Source organism: Desulfovibrio desulfuricans (assembly GCF_024460775.1).
Taxonomy (GTDB): Bacteria; Desulfobacterota; Desulfovibrionia; order Desulfovibrionales; family Desulfovibrionaceae; genus Desulfovibrio; species Desulfovibrio desulfuricans_E.
In genome coordinates, this window is record NZ_JANFYZ010000022.1 from 1 (window position 1) to 15231 (window position 15231).

Genomic DNA, 15231 nt, shown 5'->3' on the forward strand with positions numbered 1-15231 from the left:
CCGCGAAAATTCTTTTCGCTTGCGTTTCCGTGAACCGTTTTCCCTTGTCGCGAAGGGGGAAATTGCCTTAAAGCCCCCCGCAAGTCAAGCAACAAATGTAAATTTTTACAAAACAATCCATTCATATCTGCGCAAACTGGCCAACAGCGCGGCTTTCAGCCTACTGTTCCACAACCAGACGAGCGCCCGTGCGCAGGTTCTTTTCGTCCACGCTGTTCCAGCGTTTCAGATCATCCACGCTCACATTGTAGGTGCGGGCAATCTTCCACAAAGTATCATTGGCCTGCACTGTATAGGTGGTTTTGCTTGTTTTGGCGGCCTTGGCGGGCTTGTCCTTATCTCGATCCTTGCCGAGATGCCCATCAGGCCCGGCAGCCACAGGCCGCCCAACCGCGGCCACTGCCTGACCACTACCCTGGCCACTTTGACTTCCGCCCTGCACGGGGATGCGCAGCACAGCGCCAGCATGCACCTTGTGCGGATCGGAAATACCGTTGCACTGTTGGATATCCTGCACGCTCACACCATATTTGCGGGCCACAGAGCTGAGAGTTTCGTCCGCCCTCAGGGTGTGCTTTGGCCCGTCATTGGCGGCGATCACCCGTGCGGAGGGTCCCTGCGGTTCCCGGCTGGCTGCCGCGTTGCCGGGCTTGCCCGCCTTGGCCTGCCCCTTGGCCGGCTTGGCATCCAGAGCCGCTACCGCCTGGGCAGACATGTTCACCGAGCGCGGAACCAGTACCGTTTCGCCAGCCTTTAAATAAGGATTGCCCGGATTGGCCGCCCGTAGCGAAGCCACGGACACACCGCAACGGCGGCTGATTTTGTCCCATGAGTCAGCGCTGGAGGCCACCGTACTTGGAGCCCAGCCCGCGTAAGGCGCACACTGGGGTGAAGACAGAAAGGCCTGAGCCGCACGTTCCCGGCTTGCCGGTACATATATATATGTAGTGCGGCTGGTGTCGGTCATGGGGCGCTTGTGGTGCCTGTTGAATGCCGAAAACTCATCCATATCCATGCGGCAGGCGCGGGCCACGCCCGCCAGATCCGTGCCGGGTTTTGCGGTCAGGCGCAGCACGCCCGGTGCATTGTCGGGATGGATGGGATCAAAGCCAAGCTGGGGAAGATTGCGCATGATCTTGGTCACAGCCAGATAGCGCGGCACATACTGCTTGGTTTCGTCGCGCAGCTGCGCCTTGTCGTCCAGCATATGGTTGCGCGACTTGATTTCAAAAAAGTCACGCCCGCCCGTTCCCTGCTTGGCGCGGCCAATCTTGCCTTCACCGGCATTGTAGGCCGCGATGGCCGTGGGCCAGTCGCCAAAGTCGCCATAGAGTTTTTGCAGATAGTCTGCCGCAGCCTCGGTGGATTTGAAAGGATCAAGCCTCTCGTCCGTCCACCAGTCCTGATTCAGACCATACTTTTGCCCGGTATAGGGCATGAATTGCCAGGCTCCGGCGGCCCCGGCTGGCGAGCGCACTTCGCTTCGATAACCGCTTTCCACAATGGCAAGGTAGGCCAGGTCTTCCGGCATGCCTCGCAAGCGGAACACGCGCTTGGCATAGGCAAGGAACTGCTCTGCCCTTTTTGATGATGCGCTCATGGTGGGGCGGCCCTTGCGCAAAAAGTATTTGTACTGGCGCGTTACGTCCGCCATAGCGCTTTCGGGGATGTTTTTGTCCACCTGCCCGGTAGTGTTGAGCGCGGCGGTTTCACTGGCCGTCAGCGGCGGAGAAGTGTCTTCTTCCGGCACAGACATCGACAATCCCCCTCCGGAGTCGCCACCCTGCCGCGAGGCGCAGCCCCCGGCAAGCAGCAGACAGCAGACAACAGCCAGAAAAAACAGTCTTGCCATTGCCGATCCGTTCCTGTTCGATGCTGCAACCATTGTTCCCTCCCCTTTTGCCGCCCCCGGCTTGCCATCTGCCGGGAAGATGCGTACACAGCCGCCAAGGGCTGTCTGTTCCTTCCCCGTGCGCGATGCCACGGCATGGACTGCCAAAAGCCCACACACGTGCGCAACCGCGCAGCATATCGCATAAATATTTCTAGCGGGTTCTTGCCCGCACAATCCTCTCCAATCACTCAGGCCGCACGGCGGCCAATGCACACAGCCCGGAGGCGCATATGCATAATGAAACTGAACAAGCCCCGCTGCTGCCGGGCCTCAAGCCCGTGCTGGAACTGCTTGCCAGCGAACCCCAGCGCATCGACTGCGTCTTCTGCAAAAAAGGCCTGCGTGGCCCCGATGCGCAGGAGGTGCTGAACCTCTGCCGTCAGCACAACGTGCGCTTCAGCCTGGTAGACCCGGTGGCCCTTGACCGTCTGTGCCGTGGCGCTGGCGGTCAAACTGCCCAGGGGCGTCAAGGCCGTGACGGTGTTTCCCATCAGGGCGTTGTGGCCCGTCTGGCCGCCACCGGCTTTACCGAACTTGCCGATCTGCTGGCTGCTGCTGCCGATGCCCCCCTGCCCCTCATCGTTGCCCTTGACCAGGTGCAAGACCCCGGCAACGTGGGCACAATCTGCCGCACCCTGTATGCTCTGGGCGGCGCGGGCATCATTTTGCCCCAGCACAACAGCGCCTACCTTGGCCCCGCAGCCCGCAGGGCCGCTGCGGGCGCACTGGAGAAGCTGCCCGTGACCCGCGTAACCAACCTGGGGCACGCCCTCGACAGCGCCGAAGAAGCTGGCCTGACCATTTACGGCGCGGGCGGTGAAGGCCCATCAAGCCTCAATGCCTTTGATGAACCCATGCAGTTGCCTGCCGTGCTGGTTCTGGGCAATGAGGACAAAGGCCTGCGGCCCGGCGTCGCCAAACGGTGCGCCCACATGCTGCGCATTCCGCTTGCCCGCACCTTTGACTCACTCAATGTGGCGCAAGCCGGTGCCGTACTGCTGGGCCTTGCCGCAGCACACAGGGCAAAAGATTCTGCATCGTAGGGCAATTTCTGCTCAGCAAATCCCAAAGCAAAAAGCACGCCAACATAACTGGCCCTTTTTGCGCAGTTCAGACAAGCTCTTGACAGCATAAAAAAGGAAGTGCGGCCGCACTTCCTTTTTTATTGCAAACAAAATAACCCTAAACTTTCTCTAGATTTTTATTAGATAGATTTTATACATTACAGCAATCGCATTACAGACGCGAAATACAGTTATACTGCTACTGGCATCAGACTCAGAACATCTACAACAACATGATACCAGCCATTGTTGCACGCGCACCTGTGCCAGACAGGCAAGCAAAACCCCGCTGAACGCAAAAAACCCGCCCCAGGCCAGTGTAGCGCGCTGTTACGCGGCTGGCGGAGCGGGTTGTACGCGCCGATAAGGGCGACCCGTGAGGCAGTCTTTACCGGATATATGTAGGGATATTGATGAACACGTCACGGGTAAAGGTAATCATGCGCTCCATGAGCCAGGGCAGGGCCAGCAGCAGGGCCAGAAACATGCACACGATCTTGGGGATGAAAGTCAGGGTCATTTCCTGAATCTGGGTTGCCGCCTGAATAACGCTAACAACCACACCCACCCCAAGACCCACCCCAAGCATGGGCAAGGACATCATCAAGCAAAGTTCAATGGCCTGCCGGCCAAAACCGATGACGAAATCTGGGGACATGGGCGACTCCTGAAAATTGACGGTGTACGAATCTTTCCAACCCTTAGGCAAAAACCGGGCCAACGTTGTGCGCAACGCACCGGTCAGAGCAGGAAGCTGTTCACCAGCGAGCCGACCAGCAGATTCCAGCCGTCCACCATAACAAAGAGCAGCAGCTTGAAGGGCATGGACACCATCATGGGCGGCAGCATCATCATGCCCATGGCCAGCAGTACGCTGGAGATGACCATATCCAGCACCAGAAAAGGAATGTAGATGAGAAAGCCGATGGTAAAAGCGGTTTTAAGCTCGCTGATGACATAGGCGGCGGCCAGCAGCATGGTGGGCACTTCCTCCTTGCTGCGCGGCGCTTCCATCTTGCTGATGGAGTAAAAGACAGAGAGATCCTTTTCGCGCGTATGTTTGAACATAAAGGTACGCAAAGGGGCCTGCGCCCTGTCGAGCGCCACCTTGTAGTCGATCTGCTCGGCCAGATAGGGCTGCAGGGCGTTATCATTGATCTGCTTGCCCACGGGGTACATGATGACCACCGTCATAAAAATGGCAAGGCTGGCAAGAATCTGGGTGGGGGGCAACTGCTGCACGCCCATGGCCTGCCGCAGAAAGCTGAAAACAATGATGATGCGGGTAAAACTGGTGACCGTAAGCATGATGGCCGGAGCAACGGAAAGCACGGTGAGCAGGAAGAGAATTTCCAGCAACACCGAAACTTTTTCCGGCGATTGCGCTCCACCGGCCAGGGTGAGCTGCATTGTGGGCATGGCCAGATCCTGAGCCGCAAGGGCCAGAACCGGCATAAGGAGGATGAAGAGGCTAGCTGCCGCCAGCGCCGCGACGGGCTTCTTCCATGATCTGTTTGAAATCGGCGTTTTCTGGCTCATGCTGTGCCTGCTCCTCTGTCAGAAGGGTAATCTGCTGGTCGGTAACGCCCAGCAGCAACCTTCTATTCAAGAAGCGTACCACCATCAAGCCTTTACGCGGCCCAAGCGGGAGCTGGGCCTCCATGACCAGGGCATCGCGCGGAAGCGCCCCCGGACGCGGCAGAAAATTGAACTTGCCGAAACGGCGGGCCAGCCATACGGCCAGCCACAGCACGGCCACCAGCAAAAACAGAATGCCCACGGCCTGTATGTAGCTGCCCCACGAAAAGGACGACTGCCCAAGCGTTGAAGCCGGTTCCGCCAGCGAGGCAGCGGCCTGCTCCGTAGCAATGCCCACGCTTTGCGCGGCCTGCGCGGCCATGTCCAGCCCGTGCAGCATCTGCTGGGCTGCGGCAGCAACTGTCTGCTCCAGCCCCGGCGGCACCGCTGCCGCAGACCCTTGCGCGCCAGAAGTGACCACACCGCGCACGGCGCTGCCCGAAAGGCCGCCATCCGCGGCGGCCAGCAGCACAGGCAGGCTAGCCAAGCTGCTTCACCCTTTCAATGGGACTGATGATATCGGTGAGGCGCACGCCGAACTTCTCGTTGATGACCACGGCCTCGCCGCGCGCCACCAGCTTGCCGTTCACAAATACTTCCAGCGGTTCGCCAGCCAGCTTGTTCAGCTCCACCACAGAACCCTGACCAAGCTGCAGCAGTTCGTTGATAAGCAGACGGGTGCGCCCAAGTTCGGCAGACACGTCCAGCGGAATATCCAGAATAAAATCCAGCTCCCGCTTGAGCTTGTTGTCCTTGGGCTGACGGGCCATTTCAGTCATGTCCTGAAAATGCGCGTCTACCGGGTGACCGCCAAGCCCTGCCCCTGCACCGCCAAAGGAAGTCGGCCCCTTGTCTTCTTCATCCTGCGCCAGGGATTCAGCCCACTGGGCAGCCAGAGCTTCTTCATCCAAACCGCTGCCAGCCGCACCACCAGGCGCAGCATCAGCAGCAGGCGCAGCGGGTGCAGCGGGTGCAGCAGGTTCTGCCGCATTGGCTTCATCTTCCAGTTGCGCGGCCCACTGGGCCGCCAAGGCTTCCTGATCTTCCTGCGACATACGTCACCTCATTCTCTATTCCAACATGCTCACCCGAACATTCGGGCGGCATCGCGGCAACGGCGCGCCCCGCAACGGGCATGGCTGCCAAAAGCCTCTATCAGAAACCGCGTCCGCACAAAATCAGCTGCCAGAGGCCGCCAGGGGCTGAGTTTCCGCGCTATTCCACGACAAAATCGGTAAAATATACGCGTATGACCCTTTGCGCGCCCAGAATCTGGTTCAGCCGCGCGGCCACCTCCGCCTTCAACAGCACCTTGCCGTCAGGCGTGGAGATATCGTTAAACGTCTTGCCCGCCAGCAGCATGATGATGGCATCTCGGATACGCGGATTGTTGGCCTGCAATGCAGCGGCAACGTCCGCATTGACCTCGACCTCCATCCCCAGCTTGAGATACCGCCGCCCCGAAGGGTCGGAAATGTTCACGGTTATGGGCGGCAATGGCAAAACCTGGCCACTGCTGCGCGGCAGATCGCCCTGCCGTTCAATACGTCCATCGCCCGCGCTGCCTGCGGCGCCAGAACCGCCTGCCCCGGCCTGACCGGATGCGCCGCCGCTGGCGCCGCCAGAACCGCCTGCGCCTGTCTGGCCCGCCGCGCCCTTGCCTGCGGTATCCGCAGATGCAGATTCAGCAGGCGCAGAACTTGCCGAAGACGGCGTGCGGATGAAAAACCACCAATAGCCGCCAATGCCCGCGCCACTCAGAGTGATAAGCAAGATCGCCAAAATAATGACGATGCGCTTGGCCTTGGAGCCCTTCTTGGGGTTTTCTGCCTGCCCTTCCGGCAGGGCCTTTGATTCTTTTTCTTTGGCCGCCATACCTACTCCACCGCTATTGTGGGGTCATGAATGCGAACCGCTCAAGTCATTCCGGTCTGCACGTCATGTAGCAGACTTTGTGCCAAAGCTGTTCACACCTTGGCAGGACGCGGCCCGAAAATATCCGTACCTATGCGCACCATGGTGGCCCCTTCGGCCACCGCACCTTCAAAATCGCCGCTCATGCCCATGGAAAGCTCGGACAGGGGCAGGCCAAGGCGGGTGCTCAAGGTGTCGCGCAATTCACGCAGCCTTGCAAAATGGGGCCGCGCTGCATCGCCCGCATCAAAAACCGGGGGCAGACACATGAGGCCCTGCACCTCAAGGTGCGGGCAATGCTCAAGAACATAATCGGCCAATTCCGGCAAATCTGCAGACATCACACCGGATTTTTGCGATTCGCCCCCAACATTCACCTCAAACAGCACTGGCTGACGCGCTCCGCCCTCCGCCAGACGCCGCTCAAAGGCGTCCGCAAGCTTGCGGGAATCAAGGGTATGCACAAGACTGAAAGCCCCCGCCACCAGCGGAGCCTTGCGGCTTTGCACATGACCGATCATGTGCCAGCGTATCCCGGCGCACTGCGCTGCTGTGGCCGGGTCTGCGTTCAGGTCCTGCCTTTTTTGCAGGGCCTCCTGAACGTAGTTTTCGCCAAAATCAATCTGCCCGGCGGCGGCCACCTGGGCCAGGGATTCCGCCGGATGCAGTTTTGAAACGGCAATAAGCCTCACGCTTTCGCGGGGGCGGCCAGCCGATGCACAGGCCGTGTCAATGCGGTCGAGCACCCGCGCATAGCGTTCGAGCAACAAGGTATCGCCCATGACTACTCCGCCATCAGGCCCATCTCGCGCAGGAAGGCGGCGTCTTCAGTCCAGTGCTCGCGCACCTTGACCCAAAGCTCCAGATGCACCTTGCCGCCCACCAGATCCTGAATTTCCTTGCGGGCCTCAATGCCTATCTGCTTGATGGAAGCGCCCGCACGGCCAATAACCATGGCCTTGTGCATGGGCCGCCCCACGTAGATGACCGCGTGGATCACAGTCTGGCCGCGTTCTTCGTCTTCCTGCCAGCTTTCCACGTCCACAGCCACGGAATAGGGCACTTCCTGACGCAGATGCAGGAACAGCTTTTCGCGCACGATTTCCGCAGTCATAAAACGCATGGGGGCCGTGGAAATCTGGTCTTCGGGGAACTGGGCCTGAGCAACGGGCAGCTTGGAACGGATAAGTTTTGCCAGATCCGGCAGGCCGTCCCGGTTCAGGGCCGAGGTGGGGAAAATTTCCGCCTTGGGCCACATTTCGCTCAGACGGGTCAACAGCGGCAGCATGCGGCTTTTGTCCGAGAACAGATCCACCTTGTTGACCACCACAACCATGGGCCGGTCATCGTTGGAAAGCGCCCTGGACAGCGGCTCAAGGTCGCGTTCCAGAAATTCCGGATGACGGATGTACAGGTGGGCGTCAAGCACGGGCATGATGACTTCGGCCTGGGCAAGGCTCTGCCACACGGCCTGGAGCATGGTTTTGCTCAGTCGACCGCGCACCTGGGCAAGGCCCGGCGTATCCATAAAAATAACCTGGGCGTTCTCGTCCGTAAGGATGCCCACAATCTGATTGCGCGTGGTCTGCGGCTTGGGGGTGACGATGGTCACCTTCTGGCCGAGCAAGGCGTTCAGCAGGGTGGATTTGCCCGCGTTGGGCGGCCCCATAAGCGCGACCCAGCCGCAACGATAGTTCTGATCCGACATTCTTTCTCCCGGCTGGAAACATCCAGCCTCTACCGCCGTAAACTTCGACGGGAAATTTTCTGGCAATTTTGCAGGGCGCGGGCGCACTGGCACGACAAAGGCCGCCCTATGCGGGCTAACATCTCAAAGAAATTGCGCTTCCGCGTTCGGGCGGGCATGGATTTGCGCACCTGCCCGGCACACTCAGAGTAAACTTTACTCTAGAAACATACTATAACTGGCTTTCTGTCCCACATCCGCGCTTCGGGGTCAAGACGCAGGGCATTGCCCCAACCCCGGTACAGGCCCCAAAACGGACATAGACGGGCACAGGAGTTGGTGCAAAAAACGGACGAAAAAATCGAACGAGGGGACAGCACCTACATTGCCCTTGCCGCCGAACACCTCATCATTATTATGCTTCTGCCACGCCCCAAACAATGGGGCATTTCACAGCCCGCCGCTTGACTACAGGCGCGCCAATGCCTACTCTCCCGCCCATGTTCAGCCTATTTACCTATATTGCACTTATTGTGGGCGTTAACTTCGCCTTTTCAGTCACTCCGCTCATCCAGTTGCCCAATGGCGATATGTGGGCTCCCCTTTCGCTCATCGTCGGCTTTATTTTTGTGGTGCGCGATTACGCGCAGCGCCGCGTGGGGCATCATGTGCTTTGGGGCATGCTGGTGGGTTGCGTGGTCAGCTGGTTCATGGCCAGCCCGCAGCTTGCGCTGGCCAGCGCCGCGGCCTTTGCCGTGGGCGAACTGGGCGACTGGGCGGTATACACCTTTACCCGCCGCCCGTTTTCGCAGCGCATTCTCATTTCAAGCCTTGTGGGCGCGCCGCTGGACAGCATCGTATTTCTGGGCATGATCGGCATTGCCACGCCCTGGTCTGTCATTACCATGAGCCTGAGCAAGCTGGCAGGATCACTGCTTGTTTTCTGGCTGGTACGCCGCCGCGAGCAGCGCGAATGCGGGCTGGAGCACATCCAGGCATAGCGATTGACACCGCAGGGCATGCCCGGGCGGGCACCGCACAACACATAGTTTGAACCCGTGATCGCTGGATCACGGGTTTTTTGTTATTTGGGGGCTTACCGTATAGACTCTGCCTCAAGCGGCATTCCGCACGAGGGGGATCAATGGACAACAGACCTGAAGCCAGACAGACCGATGCCGAACTCCTGCTGCAACGCCTCGACAACGCGGGCCTCATGGAATACGTCCGGCTGTCGCAAAAAACCGGCAAAATACTCTGGCTCAACTTTCTGTCAGGTATTGCCAGAGGGCTGGGTTTCAGCATTGGCGCATCGTTGGTGCTGGCCGTTCTCTACAAGATACTGGCCCGCATCATCAGCATGAACATCCCTTACCTTACAGAACTGCTGCAACAGATCATGAACATGGCCAAGGGGGGCTGACTGGCTCTCACGCCTCCCCACCACAAAAAAAAGGAAGGAACCGTAACGCTCCTCCCCTTTGTATGACTGGCAATCGCCCGACCTACGAACCAGCGGCGGCGCGGGCGGCTTCGTCGGGATACAGGGCCGTAATTTTCGCCAGAAAATCCATATAGCGCCCTTCCACGATGGCCTGACGCGCGTTGCGCGCCAGATCGAGAAAATAGGTGAGGTTGTGCAGGGAATTGAGCCGGAATGACAGCAATTCCTGGCTGGCGTACAGATGCCGCAGATAGGCGCGCGAAAAATTGCGGCAGGCGTAGCAACGGCAGTTGGGATCAAGGGGGCCGTCATCCTCGGCAAATTCGCGCCGTTTGATGTTGATCTTGCCAAGCGACGTGTAGAGCGTGCCGTTACGCGCATTGCGGGTGGGCAACACGCAGTCGAACATGTCCACCCCGGCATGGATGCCCGTGGCAATGTCCAGCGGCGTCCCCACTCCCATGAGGTAGCGGGGCTTTTCGCCGGGCAGCAGGGGCGCTGTGTGGTAGAGCAGATCATACATCTTGTCTTTCGGCTCGCCCACCGAAAGCCCGCCAATGGCAAAGCCGTCAAAATCCATGGCGCACAGTTCATTTACCGAGCGCTCGCGCAGGTCTTTGTAAAAACCGCCCTGCGTGATGCCAAACATCAGATTGTGCGCCGAACCGGGCGGATAGGCATCCATGGCGCGCTTGGCCCAGCGCGTGGTCAGGGCCAGAGATTTTTCCGTATAGGCGTAATCCGCGCCAAAGGGCACGCATTCGTCAAGCACCATCATGATGTCTGAATTCAGGTTGCGCTGGATTTCCAGCACCTTTTCAGGCGTAAACAGATGCTTTGAGCCATCGAGGTGCGAGCGGAACTCCACGCCTTCCTCGCGGATCTTGCGCAGCGAACTCAGGCTGAATACCTGAAAACCGCCGCTGTCCGTCAGGATGGAGCCGGGCCAGGAGGCGAACTTGTGCAGCCCCCCGCGCCGGTGCACAAGCTCATCGCCGGGGCGCAGATAAAGGTGATAGGTATTGCCCAGAATGATGGGCGCGCCAATGGCGGCCAGATCATCCGGGGCAAGAGCCTTGACGGATCCCACGGTTCCCACGGGCATGAAGATAGGCGTGGGGATAGTGCCGTGAGCCGTGCGCAGCACCCCGGCGCGGGCCGCGCCGTCGGTGTGTTCAATGGTAAATACGGATTGGGACATGCCGCGCAGAGTAGCCGCAAGCGCCGCCCTGCGCAAGAGGGGGAGCACGCCGCATCTTGAGCAGATATCCGCCGATTCCGGCTCAAAAAATTATGGTTTGCGGCAAAAGCCGAGCGATGCAGCACGGCTAATTGTTGTGCCTTGGGGGCAATATTGTTAAGGTTACCCCCTTTCATTAAAGGGTGTTGCGCGCAAGGGCCGGGGCCGTTGCGCCGGGGGGCCGCAAAGGACGGCGACCCTTCGCTGCCGCCATGCGCGGTGCGCGGACAAACCGCGCAAAATGTCCTTCAGCAAAGTTCAAATGAGGGAATTCCCTGTGAGCGATTGCACGTTTTCACCATCGCTGTGCCACATCGATCTGGCCGCCATCCGCCGTAATTTTGGCCGCATGGGCAAGGCTGAAAAGCTTATGCCGGTCATCAAGTCAGACGCGTACGGCCACGGCCTCTTGCCTGTGGCGCGGGTTTTGTCTGATGCTGGCGCGCGGCGCTTTGCCGTGGGAACCGTATCAGAAGGCATGGCCCTGCGCGAGGCTGGCCTGCGGCAAACCATTGTGCCGCTTCTGGGCGCGCTCACCGATGTGGAATGGCAGGGAGCGGCCATGCAGGGGCTGACCCCGGTGGTGGGCAACTTTGACCAGCTTGAACGCGCCGCCGCCCATTGCCACGCCGGGCGCATCCTGCGCGTTGCCATAAAGTGCGAAACCGGCATGGGCCGCCTTGGCTTTTCGCAGGAAGAACTGCCCCAGGCTATCGACCGGCTGCGCAACATCCCGGGCATCTCTCCGGCTATGGTCATATCGCACTTTTCATGCGCCGATGTGCCGGAGCAGGAAGCCTATTCACAGGACCAGATCAAGCGCTTCACCGCCATGTCTGACGCGCTGCGTACGGCATTCCCCGACATTGAGCGCTCGCTCTGCAATACGGCCGGCACCATAGGCCGCCCCGAAGGGCATTTCGAGGTGTGCCGCCCCGGCATTTCGCTCTACGGCGGCAATCCCTTTACGGGAACCTCATGGGAAGGCAAGGGTGCCGCGCTCGGTCTGGAATGGGCCATGAGCGTCAGCGCGCCCGTTATCGAGGTACGGCAGGTGGCCGAGGGCCGCAGCGTGTCGTATGGTCGGCTGTTTACGGCGCAGAAGCCTGCTACCGTGGCGGTTGTTGCCATTGGCTACGCCACTGCTTTCAACCGCTCGCTCTCAACACGTGCCGCCATGCTCATCAACGGACGGCGCGCCCCCCAGGTGGGCCGGGTGTGCATGGGCATGATCATGGCCGATGTCAGCGATCTGCCGCCCGTGCGCGTGGGCGACACCGCTTGGCTTGTGGGCGGCCCCGCCGAGGCGGGACAAAAAGCGGTGACGCCGCAGGACATAGCGGATGCGCTGGGCACCATTTCGTACGAAGTGCTGTGCCTCTTTGGCGGCATGAACCCGCGCGTCTACGCATAACCCGTTGCATCCCCCTGGCAGCGCAGGCTTTCAGCCTTCTGAAAATTTCGGCTTGACAGGCCCATTTGCCGGAAGTATAAGACTCGTTCCTTGCTCGCACCCCGTGTGGCGTGGGCTGCCAATCCAAAAGGAGAATACCAATGCGGAAATTTGAAACCCTGCTGCTCCTTTCCCCGGAGCTTTCCGCCGACAATCGCGAGGGCATCATCACCGCCCTTACCGCGATCATCGAGCGTGAGAAGGGCGTCATGGTGGAAGTGGACAATTGGGGCATGCGCGACCTCGCCTACCCGGTTCGCAAACTGATGCGCGGCTTTTATGTGCGTCTGGTGTACCAGGCTCCTGCTGAGCTTATCGCTGAGCTGGAACGCAACATTCGCATCACCGACGGCATCTTCAAGTTTGTGACCGTCAAGTTGGCCGACGAAGTGGCCGGGGAGGTTGCCTAACATGGCTTTCAAGAAGAAATTTGCCCCGCGCCGCAAGTTCTGCCGCTTCTGCGCAGATAAAGATCTGCCCCTGGATTACAAGCGCGCCGACATCCTGCGCGACTTTATCACAGAGCGCGGCAAGATCATTGCCCGCCGCATCACTGGCACCTGCGCACATCACCAGCGCCTGCTGACCCGCGAAATCAAGCGCGCCCGCCAGATGGCCCTGCTCATCTACACCGCGACGCACGATTCCGGCGTCAAGAAAAAGAGCACCATTTAAGGAGGCGCACATGAAACTGATACTTCGCGCCGACGTTGAAAATCTCGGCAGCCTTGGCGATGTGGTTGAAGTGAAAGCTGGTTATGGCCGCAATTTCCTGCTCCCGCAGGGTCTGGCCATGGTTGCTTCGCCTTCCAACCTCAAGAGCTTTGAACAGGAACGCAAAAAGCTTCAGGCCCGCATGGATGCCGTGCGCGCTGATGCCCAGGCCCTCCAGGCCCGTCTGGAAGCCCTGGAAGTTGTTATCCCCATGCACGTGGGCGACAACGACAAGCTTTACGGCTCCGTCACCACCACCATCATCGGCGACGCTCTTGCCGCTCTTGGTGTGGAAGTTGACCGCCGCCGCATCCTTATGGATGCCCCCATCCGTACCCTTGGTGAACATCCCGTTCGCGTGCGCCTGCACGCCAGCGTGATCGCCATGGTGCCGGTGAAGGTCATTTCCGACCATCAGCCCATCGAAGAAGAACCCGCACCTGCTGCGCCCGCTGAAGAAGCCGAGGCAGCCCAGTAGGGGTTTGCGTGGTTTCCCGGAACGATAGCAATTCCGCCCCCGGCCACGCGGCCGGGGGCTCGCCTTTTGGGCAGGGCCGCAACAAGGATGGCCAGTCTCGCTCTTCAGCGCACAGCGCGGAAAAGGCCGAGGCCGACATTCTGCGGCGTGTGCCCCCCCACAGTGTTGAAGCCGAACAGGCTGTGCTCGGCGGCGTTTTCATGCGCCCCCAGCTCATGCACTCCATCGCAGACCAGCTCACTGACGAAGATTTTTACCTGCCCGCGCACGCCACCATTTACAAGGCGTTTCTAGAACTTTACCGCAAATCGGCCCCCCTCGACCTTATTGCCACTGCCGAGCAGCTCAAGAGCATGAACGCCCTTGAAGAAGCCGGCGGCGCGGTCTATCTGGGCGAGCTGGCGCAGGCCGTTGTTTCTGGCGCCAATGCGGAATACTACGCCACCATAGTTCGCGACAAATCCTTGCAGCGCAGCCTGATCAACGCCTGCTCTGGCATCATAGTCAACTGCTACGATGCCACGCGCGAAGTCGGCGAACTGCTGGATGAATCCGAACAGGCGGTTTTTTCCATTTCGCAGCGCACCTCGGGTAAGGATTTTACCCCCACGCGCGAACTGCTGGAGCGGGTGTTCGACAAGCTTTCCAAGCTGGCCGATGCCAAGGACGTCATTACAGGCGTCACCACCGGCTATACCCGCCTGGACAAACTGACCGCCGGTCTGCAGCCCTCTGACCTCATTATTGTGGCGGCCCGCCCCAGTATGGGCAAGACGGCTTTTTCCATGTGCATGGCCATCAACGCTGCCGTGCGCCAGAACGTGCCCGTGGCTGTTTTTTCGCTCGAAATGAGCAAGGAGCAGCTCATGCAGCGCATGCTTGCCGTGTGGGGCAAGGTGGATCTTTCCAAGCTGCGCCGTCCCTCGCTGCTGACAGACGAAGACTGGCAGCGCCTCTATGACGCGGCGGACGTTGTGGCCCGTGCGCCCATATTTATTGACGACACCCCGGCCCTCACAACGCTTGAGCTGCGCGCCCGCGCCCGCCGCCTCAAAGCGGACAAAGGCCTTGGCATGGTGGTGGTGGACTACCTGCAGCTCATGCGCACCAGCCGCCGCACAGATTCGCGCGAACTGGAAATTTCGGATATTTCGCGGTCGCTCAAGGGCCTTGCCAAGGAAATGAACGTGCCCGTGGTTGCGCTCTCGCAGCTTAACCGCAAGGTGGAAGAACGCAGCGACAAGCGCCCCATGCTTTCTGACCTTCGCGAATCTGGCGCTATCGAGCAGGACGCGGACGTTATCATGTTTGTCTACCGCGATGACGTGTACAAATTCCAGAAACCTGCCGACCGGCCGCCTCAGGGCATTGCCGAAATTATCATCGGCAAGCAGCGCAACGGCCCGGTGGGTGTAGCCGAGCTTATGTATATGTCGCCCTACACTTCGTTTGAAGATATTGCGCCAGACTGGATGCCCCCGCCATCAGAGGGCGGATCCTAGCCAATTTCAGAGCCGTACAACTGACGCAAGAGCTGTCGTTGTGCGGCTTTTTAGCATGCTAATTGGTGCGACACTAATAATTACAGCCTGAACGTATTTTGCACGTAATAGCTTTCTAATTCAATGTTGGTTGAACAACCAATCCGATTGTTAGCAATGCATCTTGCCACTCTTTATCTTTTCAACGCCCGTTGTGCTCCTGCCATGTATTGAACATCAGATGTCCACCGTGTTTTGAGATTCTTTGCACAATCTCCCGAAAC

General features: G+C 59.5%; 17 protein-coding genes. 8 read left to right on the plus strand and 9 right to left on the minus strand.

All coding sequences use genetic code 11. The annotated features are described in order from the left end of the window. Positions 1 to 160: 160 nt before the first annotated feature. Complete coding sequence (locus tag NE637_RS14725) at positions 161 to 1852, minus strand: lytic transglycosylase domain-containing protein (RefSeq protein WP_227119456.1); 1692 nt, start codon at positions 1850 to 1852, stop codon at positions 161 to 163. Between the two features lie 272 nt (positions 1853 to 2124). Between NE637_RS14725 and NE637_RS14730 the strand changes: the two genes are divergently transcribed. Continuing rightward, on the plus strand, positions 2125 to 2937 hold the full coding sequence (locus tag NE637_RS14730) for a TrmH family RNA methyltransferase (RefSeq protein ID WP_192112806.1): 813 nt from the start codon (positions 2125 to 2127) through the stop codon (positions 2935 to 2937). Positions 2938 to 3346: 409 nt separating this feature from the next. Here the strand turns inward: NE637_RS14730 and fliQ are convergent, their stop codons facing one another. From fliQ to era, 7 genes are all read right to left on the minus strand, one after another. Beyond that, positions 3347 to 3616, minus strand: coding sequence for a flagellar biosynthesis protein FliQ (gene fliQ / locus NE637_RS14735; RefSeq protein WP_022659840.1), 270 nt, complete (start codon positions 3614 to 3616; stop codon positions 3347 to 3349). An 83-nt stretch (positions 3617 to 3699) separates the two neighbouring features. Next, a complete protein-coding gene (gene fliP, locus NE637_RS14740) occupies positions 3700 to 4413 on the minus strand; it encodes a flagellar type III secretion system pore protein FliP (RefSeq protein ID WP_022659839.1) in 714 nt (237 codons plus the stop codon). A 16-nt stretch (positions 4414 to 4429) separates the two neighbouring features. Then, the gene (gene fliO / locus NE637_RS14745; RefSeq protein WP_225529950.1) at positions 4430 to 5023 is read right to left on the minus strand and encodes a flagellar biosynthetic protein FliO; all 594 of its coding nucleotides are present in this window, start codon (positions 5021 to 5023) and stop codon (positions 4430 to 4432) included. Beyond that, a complete protein-coding gene (gene fliN, locus NE637_RS14750) occupies positions 5016 to 5591 on the minus strand; it encodes a flagellar motor switch protein FliN (protein WP_192112805.1) in 576 nt (191 codons plus the stop codon). The genes fliO and fliN overlap by 8 nt, the downstream gene beginning before the upstream one ends. Before the next feature lie 160 nt (positions 5592 to 5751). Beyond that, complete coding sequence (locus tag NE637_RS14755; RefSeq protein WP_215647990.1) at positions 5752 to 6411, minus strand: flagellar basal body-associated FliL family protein; 660 nt, start codon at positions 6409 to 6411, stop codon at positions 5752 to 5754. Between the two features lie 92 nt (positions 6412 to 6503). Beyond that, positions 6504 to 7232, minus strand: coding sequence for a YggS family pyridoxal phosphate-dependent enzyme (locus NE637_RS14760; protein ID WP_227119455.1), 729 nt, complete (start codon positions 7230 to 7232; stop codon positions 6504 to 6506). Between the two features lie 2 nt (positions 7233 to 7234). Beyond that, positions 7235 to 8158: a GTPase Era gene (gene era, locus NE637_RS14765; RefSeq protein WP_192112802.1), complete on the minus strand. Its 924-nt coding sequence runs from the start codon at positions 8156 to 8158 to the stop codon at positions 7235 to 7237. Between the two features lie 461 nt (positions 8159 to 8619). On the opposite strand from era, the gene NE637_RS14770 reads away from it, so the two are divergent. Beyond that, positions 8620 to 9138, plus strand: coding sequence for a VUT family protein (locus tag NE637_RS14770; RefSeq protein ID WP_192112801.1), 519 nt, complete (start codon positions 8620 to 8622; stop codon positions 9136 to 9138). A 143-nt stretch (positions 9139 to 9281) separates the two neighbouring features. Next, positions 9282 to 9560 (plus strand): DUF5665 domain-containing protein, encoded by a 279-nt coding sequence (locus NE637_RS14775; protein WP_192112800.1) that lies wholly within the window; start codon positions 9282 to 9284, stop codon positions 9558 to 9560. A gap of 82 nt (positions 9561 to 9642) precedes the next feature. On the opposite strand, the gene tgt is transcribed toward NE637_RS14775, so the two are convergent. Further along, positions 9643 to 10782, minus strand: coding sequence for a tRNA guanosine(34) transglycosylase Tgt (gene tgt / locus NE637_RS14780; RefSeq protein WP_027181006.1), 1140 nt, complete (start codon positions 10780 to 10782; stop codon positions 9643 to 9645). 316 nt (positions 10783 to 11098) lie between these two features. Between tgt and alr the strand changes: the two genes are divergently transcribed. The 5 genes from alr to dnaB all read left to right on the plus strand — a co-directional run bounded on the left by alr (position 11099) and on the right by dnaB (position 14968). After that, positions 11099 to 12235: an alanine racemase gene (alr, locus tag NE637_RS14785; RefSeq protein WP_227119454.1), complete on the plus strand. Its 1137-nt coding sequence runs from the start codon at positions 11099 to 11101 to the stop codon at positions 12233 to 12235. 140 nt (positions 12236 to 12375) lie between these two features. Continuing rightward, positions 12376 to 12684, plus strand: coding sequence for a 30S ribosomal protein S6 (gene rpsF / locus NE637_RS14790; protein ID WP_192112798.1), 309 nt, complete (start codon positions 12376 to 12378; stop codon positions 12682 to 12684). Position 12685: 1 nt separating this feature from the next. Next, positions 12686 to 12949 (plus strand): 30S ribosomal protein S18, encoded by a 264-nt coding sequence (gene rpsR / locus NE637_RS14795; RefSeq protein ID WP_022659828.1) that lies wholly within the window; start codon positions 12686 to 12688, stop codon positions 12947 to 12949. Between the two features lie 10 nt (positions 12950 to 12959). Beyond that, complete coding sequence (gene rplI, locus NE637_RS14800) at positions 12960 to 13466, plus strand: 50S ribosomal protein L9 (protein ID WP_192112797.1); 507 nt, start codon at positions 12960 to 12962, stop codon at positions 13464 to 13466. Positions 13467 to 13474: 8 nt separating this feature from the next. Continuing rightward, positions 13475 to 14968, plus strand: coding sequence for a replicative DNA helicase (gene dnaB, locus NE637_RS14805; RefSeq protein WP_022659826.1), 1494 nt, complete (start codon positions 13475 to 13477; stop codon positions 14966 to 14968). Positions 14969 to 15231: the final 263 nt, after the last annotated feature.